Here is a 24,018-nt window from a genome sequence, read left to right on the forward strand (position 1 = left end):
GTGCTGGCTGACGGCTTGCTTGATGACAAATATTGTGAGCTTACGTAGCCTGTTTTGCCATTGGCTTTCACCCTTGCCCAGCCGTTCGATTCGGACTGTACAGTGACCTTTGTCCCGCGTTGCAATCGGGCGACTATACTGCCACTCGTCGAAGCACTGCTTCTCATATTCAATGATGAACCAGGATTAACATTTATGTATTTGGAAACCGCTTTTTGAGATGCTGTCTGAGATGTTGGTTTCACATTGACAGCCGGTTTGCCTGCCGGGGCACTGGCTGACAAAAATTGACCACTTACATATCCTGTCTTCCCATTGGCAGTGACTTTTGCCCAACCGTTCGATTCAGACTGTACTGATACCTTCGTTCCCCGCGACAATCTAGCAATCACACTACCATTCTGTGAAGCGCTGCTTCTAAGGATAAGAGCTGAACCCTCATTAACACTCACATATTTCGTCACCGCTTTTGATGGCTTGGTCACTGATACCTTATCTTTTGCGATCGGTTGTCTTGCGGGGGAGCTTGATGTCAAAAATTGTGAACTGACATATCCCGATTTCCCATTGACTGTCACTTTTGACCAGCCATTGGATTCCGATTGAACAGATACTTTTGTTCCTCGCGGCAATTTGGCAACCACACTGCTGCTGGCTGATGCACTGCTCCGCATATTAAGCGCTGAACCTTGATTAACTGAAACGTACTTTGTTTCCACTTGAGCTTTTATAGCAGGAGGCTCAGCGGCTTGAACAGCTTCTTCAAAAGCCACAGTCGACAATGCTGCAAAACATAAACCGGGGATGACGATCTTCTTTTTCAAATTATCACTTCCTTTATATCGAATTGAAGATACTATTATCCTATCACACTTCAACAAAACTGGAAAAAAAATGAATTTATTAATCGGTTTTTGTGTAACTACATCTATTTATCGGTAACTTCGTCAAAATTTGAAGCTTTAAAATAAATTCACGTCCCTATTTTTTAAAAAAGCCAGCACAGGCTCTATCGAATTTCTATCAATTTGATAAACTTCGTTTACAAGGTTCATCCATTTTTCCAATTCTAGGACCTTCAATTCGCTTATATTTCGATATGTCATCACTTTCATCGTCTGGTTTCTTAAAAAGAAACATTGATGTCCATTAAAGCGGACGGCCGTAATTCTTCTCATCGTGACATTTTCATCCTGATCGGCATAAGACGCATCGATATCTCTCGATATATGTTCCTCTAATAGAGGTTCCCATTTGATCAACTTTTTTACAAAAGATTTTCCATTAGAACGCCGGTCAATTTCATATTCTCCGGTCCTTTGCTTTGTAAAGATTATTTCTTCACCGAAACCATGTAGAACATGGAGTGGCTTTGTTTCCAACTCTACCGGTTTCATAATGGGAGAACCATAACCGACGTCCACATATAATCGTTTTCCATTGATTTCAACCATTATCGCTAAGTGTGATGGCTGGACTCTAACCAGGGAACACTCAAAACCGAGTTCGGTAAGTAAACGTGCAAAGTTCATATTTAGGGTAAAACAAGTGCCACCCCATCCTCTATTCGTTAAATTCTTTATAAAATCGGGCAGTGAAGGAACCAAGTCCGGTCCATCCATGAAGTAATGAAATTTACTGAAGGTTTCGTAGGGAATCAGTGAAAGGTGATGCTGGATGAGTCTCTGCAGGTAATTGATGCTTGGGGCTTCATTTTTCAGGCGTAAATGTTGCAAATATTGTTGGACAGCTGCTGCCATGTAATGGTACCTCCCCGATTATTTCAAAATTGTTTTTTCACAGCAATCTTAGGTGTTTCTACTTTTATTTCCATTATACAATAGACTATTTTCCCCAAAAGAAAAAATCTTGGACAGTGTCTGGAATTTTGACTGTCCTGCCCACTTCGAAGAAAGTTAGCATCCACTTTATCTTGAACAATACGGACGGAATTAAAAAATACCATCCATCTGGCAGTAATACCTATAGATACCGCGAACAGCAGATTTCCTATTGTAACGTTTCAAATATATAAAAAGACAGTTTAATCAGCCGCACGGACTGTATTAAACTGTCTTGCTCATATAAAGGCTTATCTTTTTTCTATTTCTTGTTTAAGTAGCTTGTTGACAAGCGGCGGGTTAGCCTGCCCTTTGGTGGCTTTCATAACTTGGCCGACAAGGAAGCCCAGTGCGCGTCCTTTTCCGTTTTTAAAGTCTTCAACAGACTGATCATTGGCATCAAGCACTTCCGCTATGATTTTCAGAAGTTCACCTTCGTCAGATATTTGAACAAGGCCTTTTTCCTTAACGATCGTCTCAGGATCTCCGCCATTTTCAATTAGTTCACTGAATACTTTTTTCGCGATTTTGGATGAGATCGTGCCGTTTTCAATGAGCTTAATCAAACCTGCCAATCCTTCAGGAGTCAATGCGACGTCTTGGAGTTCTTTCTGCTCCGCGTTCAAATAGGCGGATACTTCCCCCATAAGCCAATTGGATGCCTGCTTCGCATCAGCGCCCTGAGAAATTGCAGCTTCAAAGAAATCAGACATTTCTTTTGTCAATGTAAGTACCATCGCATCATATTCCGGAAGTCCCAGTTCTCCGACGTAGCGCTGTTTTCTAGCGTCTGGCAGCTCCGGAATCTCAGCACGAACCCTGTTCTTCCACTCATCATCAATAATCAGGCTGACAAGGTCCGGCTCAGGGAAATAGCGATAATCATCTGCTGTTTCTTTTACGCGCATAAGGATTGTTTTACCTGTAGCTTCGTCATAACGGCGGGTTTCCTGCAAAATCTCTCCGCCTGAGAGAAGCACTTCCTCCTGGCGCTTTTCTTCATATTCTAGTCCCCTTCTTACGAAGTTAAAAGAGTTCAGGTTTTTCAATTCGGTTTTTGTTCCAAACTCTTTCTGTCCGACAGGGCGCAACGAGATGTTCGCGTCACAGCGAAGGGAGCCTTCTTCCATTTTACAGTCGGACACGCCAGTGAATTGGACAATCGCTTTTAATTTCTCCAAATAAGCGTATGCTTCCTCAGGTGAACGCATATCCGCTTCGGATACGATTTCGATAAGCGGGGTTCCAGCACGGTTCAAATCCACAAGGGAATAGCCTTTGCCTGTATGTGTAAGCTTCCCGGCATCTTCCTCCATATGGACGCGGTTGATGCGGATTTTTTTCTTTTCACCGTTGACTTCAATTTCGATCCAACCGTTCTTTCCAATTGGATTGTCTTGCTGGGAAATTTGATACGCTTTTGGATTATCAGGATAGAAATAGTTTTTTCTATCAAAGTCTGTTTCAGTAGCGATCTCACAATTCAATGCCATGGCTGCTTTCATGGCGTACTCAACCGCACGTTTATTTAATACCGGCAATACCCCTGGATATGCAAGGTCGATGACTGTTACGTTTGCATTCGGTTCTGCTCCGAAATGGTTCGGTGCCGGAGAAAATATTTTAGAATCTGTTTTTAGCTCTACGTGTACTTCAAGTCCAATGACCGTTTCAAAGTTCATATTTTTCACCCCTTACAGTTGTGGTTTTTGTTCATGATAGTTTGTTGCCTGTTCAAACGCATGAGCCACGCGATAAATGGTCTGTTCATCAAAATAGTTTCCGATGATCTGAAGTCCAAGCGGCAATCCATTCGAATATCCGCATGGAATGGAAATAGCAGGAAGTCCAGCAAGGTTGACTGGAATTGTCAATAAATCGCCTGCATACATTGTCATAATATCGTCGATCACTTCACCCTTTTTATAGGCAGGTGTCGGAGTTGTCGGACCGATGACAACATCGTATTTGGAAAGGACATTGTCAAAGTCCTGTTTGATCAAAGCACGTGCCTGCTGGGCTTTTTTGTAGTATGCATCGTAATAACCCGCGCTTAATGCAAATGTTCCAAGCATAATGCGACGTTTCACTTCTTCACCGAAGCCTTCTGAACGAGTCTTTTTATATAGATCAAGAAGGTTTTTCGGATTTTCGGTCCTGTAGCCGTAGCGGACACCGTCAAAACGTGCGAGATTGGAGGATGCTTCCGAAGAGGTTACGATATAGTAAGATGCCAATCCATAATTGGAATATGGAAGGGATACCTCTTCCCAAGTAGCACCAAGGCCTTCAAGCACTTTTAAGGCAGCCAAAACAGCTTCTTTGGATTCTTCGCTTACACCTTCTCCAATATACTCTTTTGGAACGGCAATCTTTAATCCACGGACATCACCTGTAAGGCTATTTACAAAGTTTGGAATGTCGCGTTTGATGGATGTGGAATCACGGTCATCATGACCGGAAATCGCCTCTAATACAACAGCGTTGTCTTCCACTGTACGTGTAATCGGGCCGACCTGGTCAAACGAAGAGGCAAATGCTACTACACCAAATCGAGACACTCTTCCATATGTAGGCTTCAATCCGACTACACCGCAAAATGCCGCCGGCTGTCTAATGGATCCCCCTGTATCAGTCCCTAGAGAAAACATGATTTCTCCAGCCGCCACTGCCGCAGCAGATCCTCCAGAAGAGCCTCCAGGAACATGTCCCAAATTCCAAGGGTTGTATGTTGGATGATAGAAGGATGTTTCTGTTGTCGAACCCATCGCAAACTCGTCCATATTTGTTTTTCCGATTGTAACCGTTCCTTTTGAATGGAGCTTTTCCATTACGGTTGCATCATAAATGGGATCGAAGTTTTCGAGCATTTTACTTGCACAGGTTGTCAACAGGTTTTTCGTTACAATATTATCCTTGATACCTGAAGGAATCCCGAAAAGGGCTTGATCGGATGCATCTGTTCCTATCTTCTCGTCCAATTCTTTCGCGTGTGTACGTGCATTTTCTTCATCAACTGTAATAAAAGCTTTAACTTTGTCTTCCACCTCATTGATCCGTTTAATGGACTGATCGACAAGATCGGAAACCGTAACTTCTTTTTTATGTAAAAGTTCATTTACTTCGGATATCTTACGGTCTAACAATGACATATGGTTTCCTCCTTATTCCAAAATCTGCGGAACTTTGATTAGTCTGCCTTCATGTTCCGGTACATTTTTCATAGTTTCTTCAATTGGAAGTCCTTCGACTGTCACATCATCCCGCATGACGTTCTCTTGGATGAAAACATGTGACATCGGTTTAACATTCGTAGTATCCAGTTCATCCAGCTTCTCCACCATATTGATCATGTCATCAAGCTGGCTTGTGAACAACTCGGCCTCTTCTTCATTAATTTCCAAGCGGGCTAAATCCGCGATATGATATACTTGCTCTTTGGTAATTCTTGACATTTATTTACACCTCCAACTATATTTCGAACCAATCGCAATACTATTGATAATATCAGAAAAAGCCAGCGCCAGGCAAGAGGGAGCGGTGTTGGCGCAACTCTCCCCTACACTGTTTTTTCCAAGATATGTTGCACTTTCTATTATCTGCCTGCGTATTACGCGTATTTCTTCCCGTTCACACTTTTTTCAATGGACGTATCGCCAACGAGACCGGGTGTTTAGCGTGTACCAGAAATTCCCCAATAAGCTGAGGTCTCCCACTGTACGTGACAATAAATGACCGATTTCCATAACCAAGCTTTACTGTTTCGTCGGCTTTGCCCGGACGTTGGGCTTTTTTATGTGCGATTAGTTACCGTTTACCGCACTTTGACCCGTATTCGGGCATCTTTACCCACGATTAGTTACCGTTTACCGCACTTAACCCCGTATTCGGGCACATTTCCCCGCGATTAGTTACCGTTTTTCGTACTGAACCCCGAGATCGGGCACCTTTCCGCGCGATTAGTTACCGTTTTTCACTCTTTGACCCGTATTCGGGCATCTTTCCCCGCGATTAGTTACCGTTTTTCGTACTGAACTCCGAGATCGGGCATCTTTCCCCGCGATTGGTTACCGTTTTTCACTCTTAGACCCGTATTCGGGTACCTTTATGCACGATTAGTTACCGCTTCTCCAGCCTTGACCCGTATTCGGGCACCTTTTCCCACTTTAGTTACCGTTTCTCACACTTGACCGGTTATCCGGTCACTAAATGGATTCCAAGTTCCCTATGGCACTTGTAAAGCTGCCCCCTCGATAATTGACTTGTCCTATCTGGGATAAGCGGCGCTTTCGTTTTAAGCTTCATCGCCTCTCAGTTAACTTCGCGCAGCCTCCTACGATAAGTCAACAAAGCTTCGCTTCGCTGGCGTGTCTACTTTATTTCGTCGAAGGTCTTTGATAGACTGACGCTTTCGCCTTTCTAGTAAATATGCACAAACGGCTTCTCTTCACCGGCATTTCTGACAATAAGCGCTTCAGCACCGTTGACTGAATTGATTTCTACTTCAACATTTAGATAGTCTGGGAAGTGATCGATGATCAATGATGTAGCCCACTGTGCAAACCCAATGATTTCGGCTTCACCGAACATCTGGACCGGAATTTCAATTTTCATGTCCGCAAGCTGTCCATCTTTATAAAAACCGCGTCCAATCACACCATTGTAATTCGGAAAATATTCTTCGATGTCATCTTTGAATCTCATATAAAAAGTCAAATCATCCCGATGATTCTTTTCCGCTTCCTCTGATGGAAAAAGGACGTACTTTTCATCGATTTTCTTCCAGTCACTCAACGTATTACCTTTATCGGAAACCGAATATGTAAAAAAGTTTCCGGGTACAACATCATTTTGGCCTTTTTGTTCAAACAAGGCGATGACGATTGGCACATCGCCTAATCCCTTCATCCCCCTCATCCGTTTCACCACTTCTTCGGCCATTTTTTTTCCTTCGGCTTCAAGTTTGTCGCGAGGGATTTTTTGTTCAAATGTCGCACCATACTTTTCCTTTTGATAATAGTGAACTGAGTTAAGGGCAAGTCCTACAACTACGCCACTCAGTTTTACGGATTTTTCATTTTTTATTAAATAATTATGCTCCAAAATATGAGCGAGATAAATTGGATTTTTTTCGTTCTGTTCCTCGATTGACCCTTTTCCATCATTTAGAGGGTTCAGCCCCACATTCTGTTCTGCTTTGAGATTTCTCTCTTTTAGTTGCTCTTTCGTGAATTTTCGATTCAGCCACAGGCTGACTGTTTCCTTATCCAGATGCTGCCCTTCCTGGAACACATATTTATCCGGTGAAAATTGTCCCATCGCTACCCGCATCAATCCAGTCTCAAATTCATTGATATCATATCTTGAATTAAGATTTGATACGACCATTCCTCTCGCTTTGCTTGGCACAAAAGGAATGAGAGAACGATAGGAATCGGGAAGTTGGTAATTCGGGATGATGGATGTTCCTTTTTGATCATCCTTCTTTTGCACAACTTCCTTTTCATCTTTAAAACCGGGTGCGCATCCTGTTATTAAAACTACTGCCAACAGCAGAGAAAAACATTTTTTCATTCCATTCTTCCACCTTTAATGATTGAGTTCTTCCAGGAGCTTATCCTCATCCCAAATTTCTATATTCAACTCTTGCGCTTTTTTCAGCTTTGACCCGGCATCCTCTCCCGCGATAACCAAGTCCGTCTTTTTACTGACGCTACCTGTTACATGTCCGCCAAGCGCTTCAATCTTTTCCTTGGCTTCATTTCGTGTCAATTTCTCAAGCTTACCTGTTAAAACAACTGTTTTATCGCTGAAAACAGTATCAGGTTCTGATGTTTCCGATGGCCTAGGCCCCTTAAACGTCATATTGACACCAGCTGATTTCAATTCAGAGATCAGCTCCTCTACTTCTTCGTTTTCAAAGTAAGTGGCAATGGCATCAGACATTTTCTCACCCACTTCGGGAATCGTCAATAGATCATCGCGGGAGGCAGCGATCAAGTTATCCATTGTCCCATAGTGTTCGGCCAAAACCTTTGCCGCACGTTCCCCCACATGTCGGATTCCAAGCCCGAACAAAAGCTTCTCAAGAGAGTTGGCTTTGGAGTTTTCAATCGCCTTAAGCAAATTGTTGACGGATTTTTCCCCCATCCTCTCCAGTTCAATCAGCTGCTCTTTTTCCAGGAAGTATATGTCAGCAGGATCTTTAATCAATTCATGCTCAAACAGCTGTCCAATCACCTTTTCTCCAAGCCCATCAATATTCATGGCGTTCCGGGAAACAAAATGGATCAGTCCTTCCTTCCGTTGAGCCGGACATTTCGGATTGATACAACGCAGCGCAACTTCCCCTTCTATGCGTACAAGTTCACTATCGCACGCCGGGCAATGGGTCGGCATGCTGAAAATTGTTTCTTCGCCTGTTCTCCTCTCCGTCAGCACATTGACAACTTCCGGAATGATGTCACCGGCTTTTTTGACAATGACCCAGTCTCCAAGCATAATATCTTTTTCACGGATCAAGTCTTCATTATGCAAAGATGCACGCTGCACGGTCGTTCCTGCTACCTGAACAGGTTCCAAAATAGCTGTTGGTGTGATGACACCTGTCCGACCGACACTCAATTCGATGTCCATAAGCCTTGTTACCACTTCTTCGGCCGGAAATTTGTAGGCGATGGCCCATCGCGGCGATTTTGCTGTGAAACCAAGTTGTTCTTGTTGCACAATAGAATCGACTTTTATAACGATGCCGTCAATATCATAATTCAAATCAGGGCGCTTTGCTGTCCATGTATTAACGTATTCAATCACATCGTCAATCGTATTGCACTTTCTCCATTCCTTGTTCACTTTCAATCCGAGCTTCGCCAAATATTCGAGTGCACCGCTGTGTGTATCGACATCAAGTGGTCCGTAATTTCCGATCCCGTAAAGAAAGATGTCAAGATGACGGGATGCAGCGATTCTCGGATCAAGCTGGCGCAATGAACCTGCTGCAGCATTCCTCGGGTTGGCAAAAAGCATTTCGCCTTTCTGATCCCTCTCCTTGTTCAGGCGTTCAAACGATTTCCGCGGCATGTATGCTTCACCGCGAACTTCAAATGTCAAATCCTCTTTCAGGCGGAGCGGGATGGAACGAATCGTTTTTAAATTAGCTGTGATATTTTCACCGATTGTCCCGTCTCCCCTCGTCGATCCCAAGGTGAACAGCCCGTTTTCATATTGAAGGGAAACCGCAAGTCCATCAATTTTCAACTCACATACATATGAAAAGTCGTCCCCGATCGCTTGGCGGACCCGGCGGTCAAAGTCTCGCAAATCTGCTTCGCCAAAAGCATTGGCGAGACTGAGCATCGGCGTGCGGTGCTCCACTTTTTCAAAAGCGGAAAGTGCCTCCCCACCAACACGCTGCGTTGGTGACTCAGGCGTCACCAAATCCGGAAATTCGCTTTCGATCGCTGTCAATTCGCGTATCAGGCGGTCATATTCTGCATCCGGAACAGATGGATTATCCAGAACATGGTATTCGTAGTTATATTGATTTATCAAATTGTGTAGTTCTTTAACCCGGTTTTGGGCAGTCCCACGGTCCATGTCAACAACCCTTTCTCAATCATATTAAACTTTTTTGATTGGAGCGAATTCCGCAAGCAGGCGCTTGATTCCGACAGGGCTTGGAAAAGCGATATCGAGTTCAACGCTACCACCGTCACTTTTAATACTGACAACTGTTCCCGTACCCCATTTATTATGCTCTGCACGGTCGCCGACTTTCCATTCGGCCTGGTCTGTCTCGGAAACAGCCGGCCGCATAACAGGCTGTGTGGGACTTGGCCGTTTTTCCCGGAATCCGAAGGATATGGCCTTCCGCTGCTCTGCTCCCACTTCTTCCACCAGCTCATCCGGTATTTCATCAATGAAACGGGAGACCGGATTCATATTTGTACGCCCATAAAGAGTCCGCATATGCGCGTTCGTTAGATACAATTCCTCCTCTGCCCTTGTAATCCCAACATAGGCGAGACGGCGTTCCTCTTCCATTTCTTCTTCGTCCATCAAAGAACGGGTGTGAGGGAAAATTCCTTCTTCCATTCCGATTAAAAAGACGACCGGGAACTCGAGCCCCTTGGCAGAGTGCAAAGTCATGAGTGTTACGGCATCATTGGTTTCGTCTGCTTCATCCAATTGGTCGATATCTGCAACGAGCGCCAAGTCGGTTAAAAATGCGACCAGACTTTTATCTTCACTGCCCTCTTCAAAGCTTTTTGTTACGGATAAAAATTCCTCAATGTTTTCCAGCCTACTTTCAGCTTCAAGTGTCTTCTCAGCTTTTAGCATCTCTTTATATCCCGATTTCTCAATGACCTCTTCCACAATCTCTGTCACGGAAAGGTATTCCTGCATTTGTGCAAAATTATTGATCAAGTCGTGGAAAGCCGCTGAAGCATTGGCGATTCTAGGGCTGACACCGATAAAATCAATGACGTTCAATGCATCGAACATCGAGATGTCCTGCTCAGCTGCATACGCTGCAATCTTATCAACGGAAGTTGCCCCGATTCCCCGCTTTGGTACATTAATGACTCGCTGAAGGCTGATATCATCGTCAGGATTGGCGATCAGGCGCAGATAAGCAAGAAGGTCCTTGATTTCTTTTCTGTCGTAGAATTTCGTTCCGCCCACAATGTTATAATGAATATTCGATTTCATTAAGACCTCTTCCATGACACGGGATTGGGCGTTTGTCCTGTACAGGATTGCTATGTCGGATCTGTCTCGTTTTCCTGATTCCGTCAATTCTTTTATTTTTCCAGCAACAAACTGAGCTTCGGTTTTTTCACCATCCGCGCGATAATACATGATGTTATCGCCATCGTCATTGTCTGTCCAAAGATCCTTAGGCTTGCGGTTTAAATTGTTTTTGATAACCTCGTTCGCAGCCTCAAGAATCTTTTTCGTTGAGCGGTAATTTTGCTCAAGTAAAATGACTTTCGCGTTGGGATAATCCTTTTCAAAAGTGAGGATATTGGCGATATCCGCCCCCCGCCACCTGTAGATAGATTGGTCGGAATCCCCAACGACACACAGATTTTTAAAACGGTCCGCAAGCAGCTTAACTAGCATATATTGTGCACGGTTTGTATCCTGGTACTCATCCACATGGATATAGTGGAATTTTCGTTGATAATATTCCAGTACTTCCGGTACTCTTTCGAACAATTGGATCGTCACCATGATCAAGTCGTCGAAATCAAGGGAGTGGTTTCTGCGTAGCCGCCGTTGATATTCAGTGTAAACGTCGCTCACAATCTGGTCGTAATATCCTGTAGCTTCCTTTGCGTATTCTTCCGGCGTGATCAACTCGTTTTTTGCATTGCTTATCGATCCAAGGAGCGCTCTGGAATCAAATTTCTTCGAATCAATATTTTTATCTTTTAAAACACCTTTGATAACTGAAAGCTGATCAGTCGTATCCAATATGGAAAAATTACGGTTATAACCGAGACGATCAATGTCACGGCGCAGCATCCTCACGCACATTGAATGGAAAGTCGACATCCATACATCCTGGGCTGCTGTTCCAATGATTTTCCCGACACGTTCCTTCATTTCCCTAGCCGCTTTGTTCGTAAAAGTAATAGCTAGGATATTGTAAGGGTTGACCCCTTTTTCCAGCATCAAATAGGCGACACGATGAGTCAAAACCCTTGTTTTTCCACTTCCCGCGCCGGCCATAATTAATAACGGCCCCTCTGTTGTTTTGACTGCTTCTTTCTGTTCCTTGTTCAAACCTTCGAGAAGGCTTCCGGCTATAAATTGCATATCATCACCAATCCTTTAAGAACATTTGTTCTTATTATAACAATAGTATTATCTATTTTTAACAGCCCGGACTGTTTTTAACGCTTCTCCAAGATTTTCGTACACTGCGTTACCGACAATCACGACATCTGCGAGGCCTCCCATTTCTGCTGCCTGGTCGGCAGTCGAAATACCGCCTCCGTAAAATAGAGTCGTTTCCTTGAGTTCTTCCTTAACCGAGCGGACGATCTCCGGATCCCCATATGTACCGCTGTACTCCAGATAAAAGACCGGCATTCGGAACATCCTCTCAGCCATCATTGCATAGGCGATAACGTCATTTTCCGTCAAATCCGTGTTTGCGTCCGTCAGCTTTGCCGCCTTACAGTCACCATTTAAAATACAGTAACCTTCGACGATAATCTCATCCCAATCAATCAATATTCCATATTCCTTGACCGCTTCGTGATGCAGCCCGCTCATCCAGCGGACATCGCGGCTGTTCAAGACTGACGGGATAAAATATAAATCAAAACCCGGTGTGATGGATTCTATATTACTCACTTCCAATGCACATGGCACCGTATAACGCCGGACTCTTGCCATAAGATCCAGCACATTATCAAGAGTGACTCCGTCGGACCCGCCGACAATAATGGCATCCGTTCCGGATTCACAAATTTTTTCCAAGGCTTCAGATGAAATTTCTTTATTCGGATCCAATTTAAAAGCATGGCGCCATTTTTTGACATCATACATAAAGCTTGAGTCCTCCATTCTCCAATTCCGTACACTATTATAACATTACAAGGGCCAAACTCCGAGATGAAATATGAAGAATTGGTTGTCTGATTTGATTAAACGGATAAAATTTAGAAAAAAAATTGACAGAGCGCCTACAGGTATAAAAAAAGAAAAAACTGCCTACATGTAGGCAGTCGGAAGGAACTTATAAGGAAGCGTTCAGAAAAACTTTTAGTATCCCAGTATAAAGTCCGTAAATTGAACATTCATGTCAGTTCTCTCCATTAGATTTTGTAAAGACTATTTCTCCATCTATCATTGTCCACTCCACTTTGACTTCAGGGATTTCTTCGACATTCGCCCTCAAAAGAGATCTATCAAGAAGAACCAGATCGGCCAACTTTCCTGCTTCGATGCTGCCTTTCTTGTCCTCTTCAAATGAAGCATATGCTCCATTATACGTATACATGCGAATTGCCTGTAATAGAGATACTCTGTTACGTTCTCCGATTACTTGTCCAGAATTTGATTTTCTGACCATTGCTGAGTGGATACCACGCATCGGATTGAAATCCGTAACAGGACTGTCGGAAGCCATCGCGGCAGGAATGCCGGCATTTTGGTAATCACCCATAGGGTACATCCAGCTTGCTCTTCCTCCATAATTTTGAACATATCCATCTCCATATTCGTAAAGAAACGCTGGGTTTGGAACAGGAACAACCTTTAATTCTTTCATTCGTTCAATTAGGTCAGGAGCAGCAATACCTGCATGTTCAATGCGATGCCTGGCATCTTTCCTTGGAAATAGTCTGTTAGCCTTTTCAACAGTGTTGAGAAACATGTCAATAGCGGCATCCCCTTGTGCATGAGCAGTAATTTGCCAACCCTTTTTATGGGCAGGGATCAACAATCGATCTACCTCTTCTTGGGAAAAATAATGAATCCCGTAATTATCAGGATCACTAGAATAAGGGGCCCTTGTCCAAACAGTGGGTCCACTGCTACTCCCATCAAGGAAAAGCTTAACCGGGCCAATTTTGAATTTTTCGTCCCCTAGCCCACTATAGATGCCTGTTTCGGTCATATGTTCAACAACACTGCGCGAATCATTTAATGCACCGACCATGGCATACACTCTTTGTTTAATGATCCCTCTTTCACTATCAGACTGTAACAATCTGAGATTATCCATTCCGTATCCTGTTGCATCATGGATGGAAGTAATTCCTTTTTCAGCAAAATGCCGGGAAGCAATCTCATGCGCCTGAGATAATTCTTCCTCTGAAAATGCTGCTATATCAAACATCCGCATATGAGCATTCTCAATAAGCAGTCCGGAAGGTTCTCCCATTTCCGTCCTGACAATTTTTCCACCAGCCGGGTCAGGGGTGCTCCTGTCAATGTCCGCAATCTCTAATGCAAGACTATTCACCATTGAAATATGGGAGCATGTCCGAGTAATCATAATAGGATGATCTGTTGTAATATGATCCAGTTCTTCTTTGGTAGGAAAACGTTTTTCCAAAAAGTTGTCTTCGTTGTATCCCCAAGCTCTGATCCATTGGCCTTTTGGTGTTTGTATCGCCCGGTTTTTCACCGCTTGAAGAAGATCTTGAATAGATTTCATATCTTTATCCTTACAAGATATGGATATACAGTTAGAGCCATAAATAGATATATGAAGGTGGGAATCTATGAAACCAGGAATTAGAGTCTTTCCCTTCAAGTCGATGACTTTGCTGGATATGTCCTTGAGCTTTAATATTTCTTCATTAGTCCCCACTGCTATTATCTTGTTTCCTTGAACACCGACCGCTTCCACGATTCGATCCTTTTCGTCAACTGTAATTACTTCAGCGTTAATAAAGAGCTTTGTCCTTTCCACAGCTGCCCCTCCTGGAATTGAAATATCATTTAATTCACGCTTCACCTGAAAACAACTCTTTCCCCATTTCTTAAAAAAACGCTTAAATATCAACTGCGCCAAACTGGATTAAGAATAAACAGGCAAATAGTAGAAAATAAAAGTAATACTCATAATTACAATACCAGAAATAACCAAAAGTTTAGGATACATTTTCGTTTGTTTGATTTCTTTTGGATCTTTCTCTTCCTCTGGCAGAATCAATAATTTCTCCCGGTATTCGATTTCCTCTTTTGTTGGAGTTGTCAATAATGACCCAATAATCAAAGCGGCAAATGAACAGATTCCGCCAAAAACTGCCGAATTAAGATAAACAGGAAGATTCAGGAGACCCATTAACTTTAAGATTTCGGTAGCCAAAACACCTACACAACCAGCTAAAATACTCCATAAAGCTCCTGTTTTTGTTACCTTTTTCCATAGGACACTTGCAAAAGCAACAGGTCCCCATGAGGCAGCAAATAAAGTAGCAGCAAAAACGGAAATCCAGAAAATCGCAGGTGGTTGAAACAATGTAATCGTCAGGCTGATCGCAGCTACCACTACAATCATAATGCGGCTGATTTTCAATAACTTATCATCGGACATTTTCGTGTTTCGAAGCAAGTCTTTGGAAATACTGTTACCAATCAATTGAAGGAACGTAGAGCTGGACGATAAACCAGCTGCCAAAATCCCGCTCACCGCAATGACTCCGATCCAAGTAGGAGCAAGATTCATCGCTGACCAAATAAACACCCTTTCAGATGGGTCGATGCTCGGATTTATGGTATTAACCGTTAACATTGTCAAATGCAGAGTCAAGTAAATCAATGCAAGAATAATTGTTGAAATAATAGATGACCGAAGAGCTACATGCTCATTTTTGGCCATTAAATAACGGCTTGTTTGCCAAGGGCTGACCGCAATAACGAATCCCCATACAATCCCAATAATGATCGCCCACAGCAATACATCCGACGGAGACCCCATATAAGCGGCTTCACCTGTAATTCCGTGCCATTTTAACATATCAGGCATGGACTTCAGTTGCCCTGTTTTAATCATCGCTTCCGGTAATCCGCCCGCAGCTTTTAAAATATACGGAATAGTCAGGAATGTAGCAACTGTAAATACCAAGAACATAATGGTATCTGTCACCAGGACACCTTTAGCTCCCGCCGAAAACGTAATCAATGTATAGATTAGAGTAATAATAACCAAGGATAACGTATAATTGATTCCCGTTATTTCAGATAACAGAAGTCCCGCACCTTGTGTTACAGCAACCAGATAGGCTGTAATCCCAATAACAAGCGTAACCGCTGCCACAACTCTCACTGTACTAGAATTAAAACGCTGTCCAAAATACTCCGGTAATGTGAGCGCTTTACTTCTTCTTAAAAATCTGCCAAAAAACATTACTCCAATAATATATCCGGGTAATACAAATATCGACATAATCAATAATGGAAGAGCATAACCATCATATGAAAATGCAGCATCTCCCATAAAAGCGACAGTGCTAAGATAAGAGGCAACCAACGAACCTACTATAAGTAACGTGGATGCATTTCTCCCAGATACATAATAATCTTCCACGTTCTTAACTTTTTTGGAAACAATAAGACCTACAGCACTATAAATGATAAAAGAAACAATTGCTCCGATTGTATAGATCATTCCAATCCCCCCAATAAAGAATTATTATTTATAAACTTTCCTGATAAAAACCGCTGTCATAATACCTGAAAGTAAAATGATACCGCCATAAAAAATTGTAAACAGAAGTTCGCCCATATCATTCTCACCCTTCCTTAATTTAATGGGTTCCCTTCCCAAAGGGAGGTATTCCCTTTTCGGGAACCCTTTGCTTTTCATTGTACCGGCTACAGGTATCGAAAATTGAGCCTACCTACGACGTCTTTCGTCTAGCCACACCTAATTTCCTCCTGCTTTTGCCTGCTCTTGCCTCATCTCAAACCTGCAAAACTCCAACTAGAAGAAGTAGCTGCCTTATATACGATAAGTCAACAAAGCCTCTGCTCACACGCCTGACTTATTCCTGGAAGCCCTGTTCAGTTGTCGCCAAAGCTGTACAGATAGTCAAAAAGCACATTCATGCTGATTTCAGCAAAATCTTTGGCTAATTCGACTCCCGATTGGAGTCACCTTTTCTTGTCCAACGCATTGCCTCTCGGATCATTAGCCTATTTCCTGTTCGCTTTCAGCCTGTTTGGAGTTGTTTTATTTCCCCTCACTGAACAAGGCGTTTACGTATCCAGCCTCAGTTTGCGCATCTATTTAAAGGACCTGTGTTTTTATATCAACCCAACTTATCAAGCATTCTAAAGTACAGATTTGCTGCACTGACAAGGAATTTCTTGTTTGTATATAAAGGAACAGTTTTCAACGGAGTATTTTCAAATGTTGTATTGAGCCGTTCCTCATTCAAAATGCATTGTGCCAATAATTTTCCGTGCAGGGTGGACTGAGCTGCTCCGTGTCCGGTATATCCGACTGAGTAATATGCTCCCTGTGCTGTCCTTCCGATAATTGGAAATTTGTCGACGGTCGCACCAATGATGCCGCCCCAGAAGTAATCGATATTGACTCCCTTCAAGCGGGGAAATACGGATGTCAGCAGCATGTACAATTCGTCCTTGAATGCCTGCTTGGCCGGATATCCGATCCCTGAACCGCCAAAGATAATTCTATTATCAGGTGTCCTGCGGAAATAATTGACCAGATTGATCGTATCATATAGATTACGGTTATTCGGAATTAGATTTTCCAAAGTTTCCTTTTCCAGAGGTTCTGTTGCAATGACAAAACTGGCAAGCGGAAAAATGCCTTTATGGAGCTCCGGGGTGATTTTTTCAGAATACCCGTCTGTTGCAAAAATCAGTTCCTTTGCTTCGACCATTCCTTTTTCTGTCGTAACAATAAAAGTACTTCCAGTTTTTTGTACATCAATCGCTTTCGTCTGTTCGTAAATATCAGCTCCCAAGTCATGTGTTACTTCAGCAAGGCCGCGAACATAATCAAGGGGATGGAATTGGTAGCTCAATGGATCCATGAGTCCCACTTTATAATAGTCAGAGTTCATTTCTTCCTGAAGTTCCGCTCCTGTTAAGACTCTCACTTTTCGACCAAAATGCTTTTCTATCAATTCCTGAGAGCGCTCAAAGGCTTGTTGTTTCTTCTTGTTTTTTGATAATCCAACATGACCGCTCATTCTGACATCGCAGTCAATCTGGTGCTTTTTCGCAATTTCTTCGACCGCTTTATTGCAGTCCAGTGCATATTGATCCAGTCTTTTTGCTTCTTCCACCCCCCATCTCTTGATGGTGTCAGCTGCCGAAAGCTTGTATCCCGTGTTCATCATGCCACCGTTGCGGCCACTTGCTCCCCAGCCAACTTTATGCTGTTCAAGAACCACGGTCTGAACACCTTTATTTTGAAGGTGATAGCTTGAAGCGATTCCTGTAAAACCGCCGCCAATAATGACAACATCCGATGTTATATGTTCTTGTAAAAGCGGATAAGTTCTTCTATATTCTGATGTCACTTCCCATAATGTAGCCGTTTCCACTTCCACATCTCCTTTCACAATATAGACATATATTAATTTGTGGGGTTACCTGCATCACAATAGTAAATTGCGACAATTTTTTCATAAACCATTGAGTATACTCCATGGTTTACACTATAATTGGATGAAGGAGACGAGAAGCATGCTGATAGGAAAATTCGCCCAAAAGTACAATGTTAAACCTGATACCATCCGCTATTATATGGAGCTTGGTCTCTTGATCCCAAAGAAAAGAAATCATTATTATGTCTTTGATAAAACATGTGAAGAGGATATGGAAATCATCTCTGAATTGAAAAAATACAGATTTTCTCTTCAAGAAATTCATAAATTTTTATCTTTTAAGAGGGTAACACTACTATCGAATAAAGAGGACTATACATTTTTAACACAAATGCTGGAAGAGAAAAAAGAAGAGTTGGATGATGAAGTAAGGAGTATCACTTATTCAATCAGGGATATAGATAGAAAAGTTCAGGAATTGAATTTGATGCATACAACGGCCGGTGAGGAAAAAGGAATTCCTTTTGATTTTTTGCCGATGCTTTATTGTCCGTCCTGCCAAACTTCCCTTGATTTGAGGAATACAAGTACTCGTGGGCAGCAGATTTTTATGGGAGAATTATTTTGCTCATGCGGATATAAGGCACAAATCCATGAAGGAATCGTGATAACGGAACATTTAGATAAAGAGTCTTTCAATCCTCACTATATTTACGATAAAGAAATGCTTAAGATTATACAATCCAGTTTTATCAGCCTAAGTGAAAAGGCCAGTCTTTGGGTAAAAGAACATCTTATCTCCGAGAATCTCACCAACAAGGTAATTGTTGAGACACATATCGATACGTATGTATTTTTAAACAAATATATTTCGGAACTTGATAAGGGTGCCTTTTATATCTTCTCAGGAAGCACGATGCCGATGCTAAAAATGCTTAAGATGAAAATCGAGCAGACAGATCCCGGCTTGAAAATTCTTTATCTATTGAACAGCGGTTTGGATCTTCCCATTAAACATAAGGCAATCGATTATGTTATTGACAGTTATTCTTTCAATGAATATGGTCTTTTTCATAAACCCCTGCCAATGACGGTTCTCTCCCCTTATTTAAAGAATGAAAGTAAAATTATCGGGGCTAGTTTTTATTACCGTGATGGAGCAAAATCCCTGGCACGAATGAAAACTCTTCACCCTAACGCCAGTCCTTCTAATCTTCGTTCAACTTTTATAAAAGATAACCTGGAAGCCGCTAATTTTCATATATTTGAAAAAGAGAACATTGGTTTAACAAAAGACCCAGGGAGCTATATCAAATATCACGTTCCCGGAGAAACGGGGCACTTTTTCACATATCTTGCCCAAAGAGGTTCAGTCAAATGGTAAAGTAAATTTTTGATTATAACTGGTTGAGCAGGTTCCTTTTTCAGCACTATCATCCTTATCGAAATATAAAGTGTTTTCGAATATCCCATCCTAAATGGTAGAAAAGAAAAACCGCTGCATCATCGCTGCGGTTTTTCTTTTTCCAATATACGGTCCAATACCATTTCATACGAATCATTGCCATAATTTAAGCAGCGTTTGACTCGGGAAATGGTCGCTGTACTTGCACCGGTGGCTGCTTCAATTTTTTGATACGTATTTCCTTCCCGAAGCATCCTTGCGACTTCCAGACGCTGGGACAAAGATTGGATTTCATTGATTGTACAAAGGTCATCAAAGAATTCGTAGCACTCTTCTACATCTTTTAACGATAAGATCGCTTCAAACAATTGATCGAGTGCTTTTCCTCTTAACTTCTCAATCTGCATTTGAAAATCCCCTTTATAACTGCTGTCTGTTATTGCTCAAAAGAGACTATCGTCAATTCTGGCACGATATTGATCCATGTTTTTCCTGGAACCAATTTCATCCGTTCCCCATTCTTATATGGCAGAATTCTTCCATCTTCATTCTTCCATTCGGCTTCCTGCACAATACCTTTTTGAAAAATATATGCTTTTCCACCTGAATTAAGGTCGATTTCCCGTCTGCCTTTTTCATCTTTGACCTTATGAGCCGCTTCAATGACAAGCACATTGTCTAGAAGAACAGGTTGGTCATCTTCGTATTCTACTGTTTCGGCACCATCGGATGAACGGGTATATTTTCCTTTTTCGGAATCATAGTTGTACTCAGAGATAAAAGTCGGGTCTTGGCTGTACGACACCTTCACTTTGGGAGCTGCATCGCCTTCAAGGCTTCCAGCTTCTTCATCGGTAAGGAAGTCCAATGGATTCGGCGCTTCATCCATATCATAGCCCGCATCTAATGCACCTTTTTCTATATTTTTAAAAGTGATATAGGAATTATGCGGCGCTTTACGGTAACTTGCACGTTTGAACAAAGTTCCGTCATGCTGGATTCCATTGATGTTATCAACTTTTCCTGACTCAAGTGTCCGTTTAGATTCCGGACTATACCCATGAGCTATATACAGGGCATTATATCCTTGAGCTAGGTCAATAAAATACTTTCTTGCACTTCGGACTGGACCGATATTCTCAGGCTTTTCACTTTGAAAAACGGCCAAAAATCTTGTTACATTTCCTTCAGCCAGTACTTCGTACACAAGATCTGCCTGGGAAAGACCGCTTTGCGGCCTCGCATCCGGGTGATTGTTGATTGTGACTGCCACTGCACGTTCAGGCGATGTTATATTGCTTTCAACACCGGTCAGCGGAGCGGTAGTTTTTACTGCTGTTTCTTCTTTTTCCGTCTGTTTTTCAGGCTCCTGAGAGTCCTTTTTATTGCACGCAGATACAAAGAGCATCAATGTTGCAAGAACAACACATGCCAATCTTGTTGGTTTCAAGATCCCATCCCCTAAAAAATAATTTTTCATTCTCTCAACATATTTTAACGCATTAACGTTGGAAAGAGTACTGTTTTATTCATCACATCATACACGCCCCGCTGAGTCACACGGATATACGGCAAATGAGTGGAAGAAAGAAAGAATAGCGAGTAGATGGGATCAGAAAATGGATATCCCCTTTCTGCAAGCAACCCTCTCAATTCCTCTTCCTCTTCTATGAGAATAGGAAGTTCTTTTTCCGACATCATTCCGGAGAGAGGGAGACGGATTTCGTGGATAATCCTTCCATTTTCAGCAAGCACAATACCACCGCCTATTTCTTTTATTCTATCAAAGGCAAGCTTCATATCGCTTTTGTTTTTTCCAATCAAAATGATGTCTCCTGTAGTGGAAAACGAAGAGACAAATCCGCAAACACCTCTGGCAAATCCCTTAAGCATGGTATTGACTCTCCACTTCCCTTTCCTGTCCAACAATGCAAAAAAGGACTCATCATTATCTTTTGGGAGTTCATCCAAAGAGACGTCCATTGCTATTGAATAAGGTTTCGTAATGACGCTATTGACCATTTTCATCCCAAATGGCATGGAAAATTGCAAGTCTTCCATCGTTAATTCCCAATCAACTTTCAATGGCTCAATTCCGTAATCTTCCCAATGAATCTCTTCATCTATGACAATTTGATTACCATCCCTTTTCACCCACTGCCCTCTTGCAAGGACAGAAACAGGCGTCGGGTTGGTCTCGCTTTCCAAGAAATTGATATTTGCGATTCTCCCAGTACCGATCAGTCCATGTAGATGCTGCAGATTATAATGCCGCGCGACATTATAAGACGCCATCTGATAAGCATCAATTACAGGAATCCCACTTTCAATAGCCATGCGGATCATAGCATCGATCATTCCTCGCCTATAAAATGCGGGTGTAGATCCGTCAGTTGTAAACAACATCGATTCGTACTGATCCAGTCCCATCTTTTTGATATCTTCCAGAAGGACAGGCAGATCCGGCCGAATTGATGAATGCCTTAATGACACCATATAACCTTGCATAAGGCGCTTGTAAATATCTTCGCCTGTCATGGCTTCATGGTCACAATCCGCTCCGAACAGCATCAGCTTGGCAAGCGTCCTATCGGAAGCTCCCGGAAAATGCCCCTCCACTTTTTTCCCGAGGCGCTTCGTCTCCTGAATCCAATGTAGCATCAGATCATCGCCATCCAAAAGCTGGGGCCAGCCGGTAAGTTCGCCGCCTTGAACGACTTTGTCATGTTCAAGCCAAGTCTTTACATCACTGTTGGAAAAAATGGTCTCCTCCCCGTCCAGCACTGTTTGCGCGTCATATCGTGTCCACCAATACATAGTAACAGGCGACTCATCAAACTTACGAATAATTGAAAACGCTTTCCTTTTATGTAAATGTAAAAAAAGGAAGAGATTATCATTTATAGTTGTTGTCGTCCCAGTCTGTGCGGCAAATCGTGAAAATGTTTGTGGATTGTACAAGAGGAACGGATGAACATGCGGCTCTATATAACCAGGCACCAATATCAGACCCCGGCAATCCACTATTTCAGTCGTACTTGTGTTAGCCGGAAGCTCCTCTCCTGCATACACAATTCGATCATTATCAATCCATATATTTCCTTCCAACCAACGGCGTAGTGTCGAGTGTAAGAAGCGGGCATTTTTTAATAAAATGGCAGGCGGTCTTTTCCCATCAATGATCGCTGCCTGTTCACGTATTTCTTTGTTTCTCCATCTGTATCTCTGTTCCAAGTTCAACCCTCCCTAGGGAGATCACTCTGATTTTTTTAATTTTATCATACTTTTTGAGTTAACGCAGTGAAGGTTGAAAATCGAATGAAAATGTTTGTGAAAAGCGAAGTTATACCTAGGGCTTGAATTGCCATCTGGAAAAAAATGGGTCAAAAGACAGTAGAGACTTTGGAGAATTTTAATCTCCCGATTCCCCGGGGACGCTAAACGAACTAAAGGACTAAGGGTTACGGGATTGTCAGACAGTCATAAAACAATATTGTTGCTCCTTTTATTTATGCTTTTACGATCCTGAATGGTTTGTCCTCGCCAAAAAAAGAAGATGCTTATTAGTCCTAATAACGCAAAACTTAAAAACATCACACTGCCGCCAAAATGCAATAATAAGTATCCACCAACCAATGGTCCAAAGAAATTTCCAACCCCCGGCAAATTTTGGGCTCCATAATACATCCCGCGCAAACGATTAGGTGTGATTTGATCAATCATCATATACTCCGACGGGATAACCATCGTTTCCCCAATTGTAAAGATCACCATAAATAATATCAGTGAAAACCAGGTAGTGGAGAATGCAAAACCACCCATTCCAATTGAAAAGAGAAGACTGCCTGCAACGACTATCGTAAGCGGTTTAAAACGCTCGGCCCACCTGGAAATAGGGTATTGAAACAAGATGACACATACACTGTTTACGGTTAGAACTGAAGTATAAAGCAGCGTACCGTTCGTAAAGTGCCCATTTAAATATTGTTGCATGGTAACGGACCACTGCCCATATACAGTCGTACTTACGAGACCTCCAAATACTAAAAAGAAAAGGACCTTATCATATTTGATTACGCAAAAAGCTCCTTGTATTGTCGCCGATTCTTTTAATTGCTCCCCTTCAATCTGTTTAATTCCATATTTATTTAATAATATGTGAAGAAGAATGCTATACCCGCCATATAAACAACCTGTGACCAAAAATGGATCAATCGTTTCTTTTAGCCACAAATACGCCCCGATTGGAGGACCAATTGCGTATCCGATATTATTTATCGTATATCGGATGGAGAAAACACGCATCCTTCGATCAACTGCTGTTAGGTCGGCAGCCAATGCTTTAGATACTGGAGCAAAAAAAGAGGTGCTTACCCCCTGCAACAGCATCATCAAAATTAAAAAATACACTTGCTTCGATAACATGAATCCGAAAAAAATGAAGGAGGAAACATATAAAGAACCCAACATTACCTTCCTTCGTCCTATAAAATCCGATACAAACCCGGCGATAAAGCCACTGAACGTAGCCGCCAGTGATCCAACTCCTACTATTAAAGCAACTTTAACAGGATCGAAATGTTGTTCCTTTACTAAATATAGAGGGAAATACAAAATGCTGATACTATTTCCGATCGCTAAGATCATCGTACCAAAAAGCAATGTGTTCACAATTGGATGATACTGACTGAATACCTGAAGAAATTTATTCATCATGTAT

General features: G+C 42.3%; 17 protein-coding genes. 1 reads left to right on the top strand and 16 read right to left on the bottom strand.

What is annotated here, in order from left to right:
- The 12 genes from C509_RS0121150 to C509_RS0121210 form a co-directional block, all read right to left on the bottom strand.
- A partial coding sequence (locus tag C509_RS0121150) for an SH3 domain-containing protein (protein WP_018708939.1) occupies positions 1-824 on the bottom strand: 824 nt, incomplete at its 3' end.
- A gap of 138 nt (positions 825-962) precedes the next feature.
- Positions 963-1,760: an arylamine N-acetyltransferase gene (locus C509_RS0121155; protein ID WP_018708940.1), complete on the bottom strand. Its 798-nt coding sequence runs from the start codon at positions 1,758-1,760 to the stop codon at positions 963-965.
- A 332-nt stretch (positions 1,761-2,092) separates the two neighbouring features.
- Entirely contained in the window at positions 2,093-3,523 is a 1,431-nt protein-coding gene (gene gatB / locus C509_RS0121160; RefSeq protein ID WP_018708941.1) for an Asp-tRNA(Asn)/Glu-tRNA(Gln) amidotransferase subunit GatB, read from the bottom strand.
- A 12-nt stretch (positions 3,524-3,535) separates the two neighbouring features.
- Positions 3,536-4,993: an Asp-tRNA(Asn)/Glu-tRNA(Gln) amidotransferase subunit GatA gene (gatA, locus tag C509_RS0121165; protein WP_018708942.1), complete on the bottom strand. Its 1,458-nt coding sequence runs from the start codon at positions 4,991-4,993 to the stop codon at positions 3,536-3,538.
- A gap of 12 nt (positions 4,994-5,005) precedes the next feature.
- A complete protein-coding gene (gene gatC, locus C509_RS0121170; RefSeq protein ID WP_018708943.1) occupies positions 5,006-5,296 on the bottom strand; it encodes an Asp-tRNA(Asn)/Glu-tRNA(Gln) amidotransferase subunit GatC in 291 nt (96 codons plus the stop codon).
- A 964-nt stretch (positions 5,297-6,260) separates the two neighbouring features.
- Positions 6,261-7,415, bottom strand: coding sequence for a CamS family sex pheromone protein (locus C509_RS0121175; protein ID WP_018708944.1), 1,155 nt, complete (start codon positions 7,413-7,415; stop codon positions 6,261-6,263).
- Positions 7,416-7,430: 15 nt separating this feature from the next.
- Positions 7,431-9,437, bottom strand: coding sequence for an NAD-dependent DNA ligase LigA (gene ligA, locus C509_RS0121180; protein ID WP_018708945.1), 2,007 nt, complete (start codon positions 9,435-9,437; stop codon positions 7,431-7,433).
- A 24-nt stretch (positions 9,438-9,461) separates the two neighbouring features.
- Positions 9,462-11,666, bottom strand: a complete 2,205-nt coding sequence (gene pcrA, locus C509_RS0121185; protein ID WP_018708946.1) for a DNA helicase PcrA — start codon at positions 11,664-11,666, stop codon at positions 9,462-9,464.
- 48 nt (positions 11,667-11,714) lie between these two features.
- Positions 11,715-12,404: a heptaprenylglyceryl phosphate synthase gene (pcrB, locus tag C509_RS0121190; protein ID WP_018708947.1), complete on the bottom strand. Its 690-nt coding sequence runs from the start codon at positions 12,402-12,404 to the stop codon at positions 11,715-11,717.
- 256 nt (positions 12,405-12,660) lie between these two features.
- Positions 12,661-14,277, bottom strand: a complete 1,617-nt coding sequence (locus C509_RS0121195) for an amidohydrolase (protein ID WP_026320008.1) — start codon at positions 14,275-14,277, stop codon at positions 12,661-12,663.
- A gap of 108 nt (positions 14,278-14,385) precedes the next feature.
- Positions 14,386-15,978, bottom strand: a complete 1,593-nt coding sequence (locus C509_RS24400) for a sodium:solute symporter family protein (RefSeq protein ID WP_018708949.1) — start codon at positions 15,976-15,978, stop codon at positions 14,386-14,388.
- Between the two features lie 643 nt (positions 15,979-16,621).
- Positions 16,622-17,890, bottom strand: a complete 1,269-nt coding sequence (locus C509_RS0121210; protein ID WP_018708951.1) for an NAD(P)/FAD-dependent oxidoreductase — start codon at positions 17,888-17,890, stop codon at positions 16,622-16,624.
- Between the two features lie 142 nt (positions 17,891-18,032).
- Between C509_RS0121210 and C509_RS0121215 the strand changes: the two genes are divergently transcribed.
- Positions 18,033-19,277, top strand: a complete 1,245-nt coding sequence (locus tag C509_RS0121215) for a MerR family transcriptional regulator (RefSeq protein WP_018708952.1) — start codon at positions 18,033-18,035, stop codon at positions 19,275-19,277.
- Positions 19,278-19,396: 119 nt separating this feature from the next.
- On the opposite strand, the gene C509_RS0121220 is transcribed toward C509_RS0121215, so the two are convergent.
- The 4 genes from C509_RS0121220 to C509_RS24405 all read right to left on the bottom strand — a co-directional run bounded on the left by C509_RS0121220 (position 19,397) and on the right by C509_RS24405 (position 24,011).
- The gene (locus C509_RS0121220; protein ID WP_018708953.1) at positions 19,397-19,705 is read right to left on the bottom strand and encodes a YerC/YecD family TrpR-related protein; all 309 of its coding nucleotides are present in this window, start codon (positions 19,703-19,705) and stop codon (positions 19,397-19,399) included.
- 29 nt (positions 19,706-19,734) lie between these two features.
- A complete protein-coding gene (locus tag C509_RS0121225; protein ID WP_018708954.1) occupies positions 19,735-20,748 on the bottom strand; it encodes a DUF3048 domain-containing protein in 1,014 nt (337 codons plus the stop codon).
- Between the two features lie 44 nt (positions 20,749-20,792).
- Complete coding sequence (locus tag C509_RS0121230) at positions 20,793-22,532, bottom strand: adenine deaminase C-terminal domain-containing protein (RefSeq protein ID WP_018708955.1); 1,740 nt, start codon at positions 22,530-22,532, stop codon at positions 20,793-20,795.
- Between the two features lie 246 nt (positions 22,533-22,778).
- Positions 22,779-24,011, bottom strand: a complete 1,233-nt coding sequence (locus tag C509_RS24405; RefSeq protein ID WP_018708956.1) for an MDR family MFS transporter — start codon at positions 24,009-24,011, stop codon at positions 22,779-22,781.
- Between the last annotated feature and the right edge of the window lie 7 nt (positions 24,012-24,018).

Origin of the sequence: Siminovitchia fordii DSM 16014 = CIP 108821, from assembly GCF_000374565.1 — a bacterium.
Lineage (GTDB): Bacteria > Bacillota > Bacilli > Bacillales > Bacillaceae_C > Siminovitchia > Siminovitchia fordii.

Excerpts from the sequence above, each read along its gene's own strand:
- C509_RS0121155 (WP_018708940.1), bottom strand. The coding sequence starts at position 1,760 with ATGGCAGCAGCTGTCCAACAATATTTGCAACATTTACGCCTGAAAAAT.
- gatB (WP_018708941.1), bottom strand. The coding sequence starts at position 3,523 with ATGAACTTTGAAACGGTCATTGGACTTGAAGTACACGTAGAGCTAAAA.
- gatA (WP_018708942.1), bottom strand. The coding sequence starts at position 4,993 with ATGTCATTGTTAGACCGTAAGATATCCGAAGTAAATGAACTTTTACAT.
- gatC (WP_018708943.1), bottom strand. The coding sequence starts at position 5,296 with ATGTCAAGAATTACCAAAGAGCAAGTATATCATATCGCGGATTTAGCC.
- C509_RS0121175 (WP_018708944.1), bottom strand. The coding sequence starts at position 7,415 with ATGAAAAAATGTTTTTCTCTGCTGTTGGCAGTAGTTTTAATAACAGGA.
- ligA (WP_018708945.1), bottom strand. The coding sequence starts at position 9,437 with ATGGACCGTGGGACTGCCCAAAACCGGGTTAAAGAACTACACAATTTG.
- pcrA (WP_018708946.1), bottom strand. The coding sequence starts at position 11,666 with ATGCAATTTATAGCCGGAAGCCTTCTCGAAGGTTTGAACAAGGAACAG.
- pcrB (WP_018708947.1), bottom strand. The coding sequence starts at position 12,404 with ATGTATGATGTCAAAAAATGGCGCCATGCTTTTAAATTGGATCCGAAT.
- C509_RS24400 (WP_018708949.1), bottom strand. The coding sequence starts at position 15,978 with ATGATCTATACAATCGGAGCAATTGTTTCTTTTATCATTTATAGTGCT.
- C509_RS0121215 (WP_018708952.1), top strand. The coding sequence starts at position 18,033 with ATGCTGATAGGAAAATTCGCCCAAAAGTACAATGTTAAACCTGATACC.
- C509_RS0121220 (WP_018708953.1), bottom strand. The coding sequence starts at position 19,705 with ATGCAGATTGAGAAGTTAAGAGGAAAAGCACTCGATCAATTGTTTGAA.
- C509_RS24405 (WP_018708956.1), bottom strand. The coding sequence starts at position 24,011 with ATGAATAAATTTCTTCAGGTATTCAGTCAGTATCATCCAATTGTGAAC.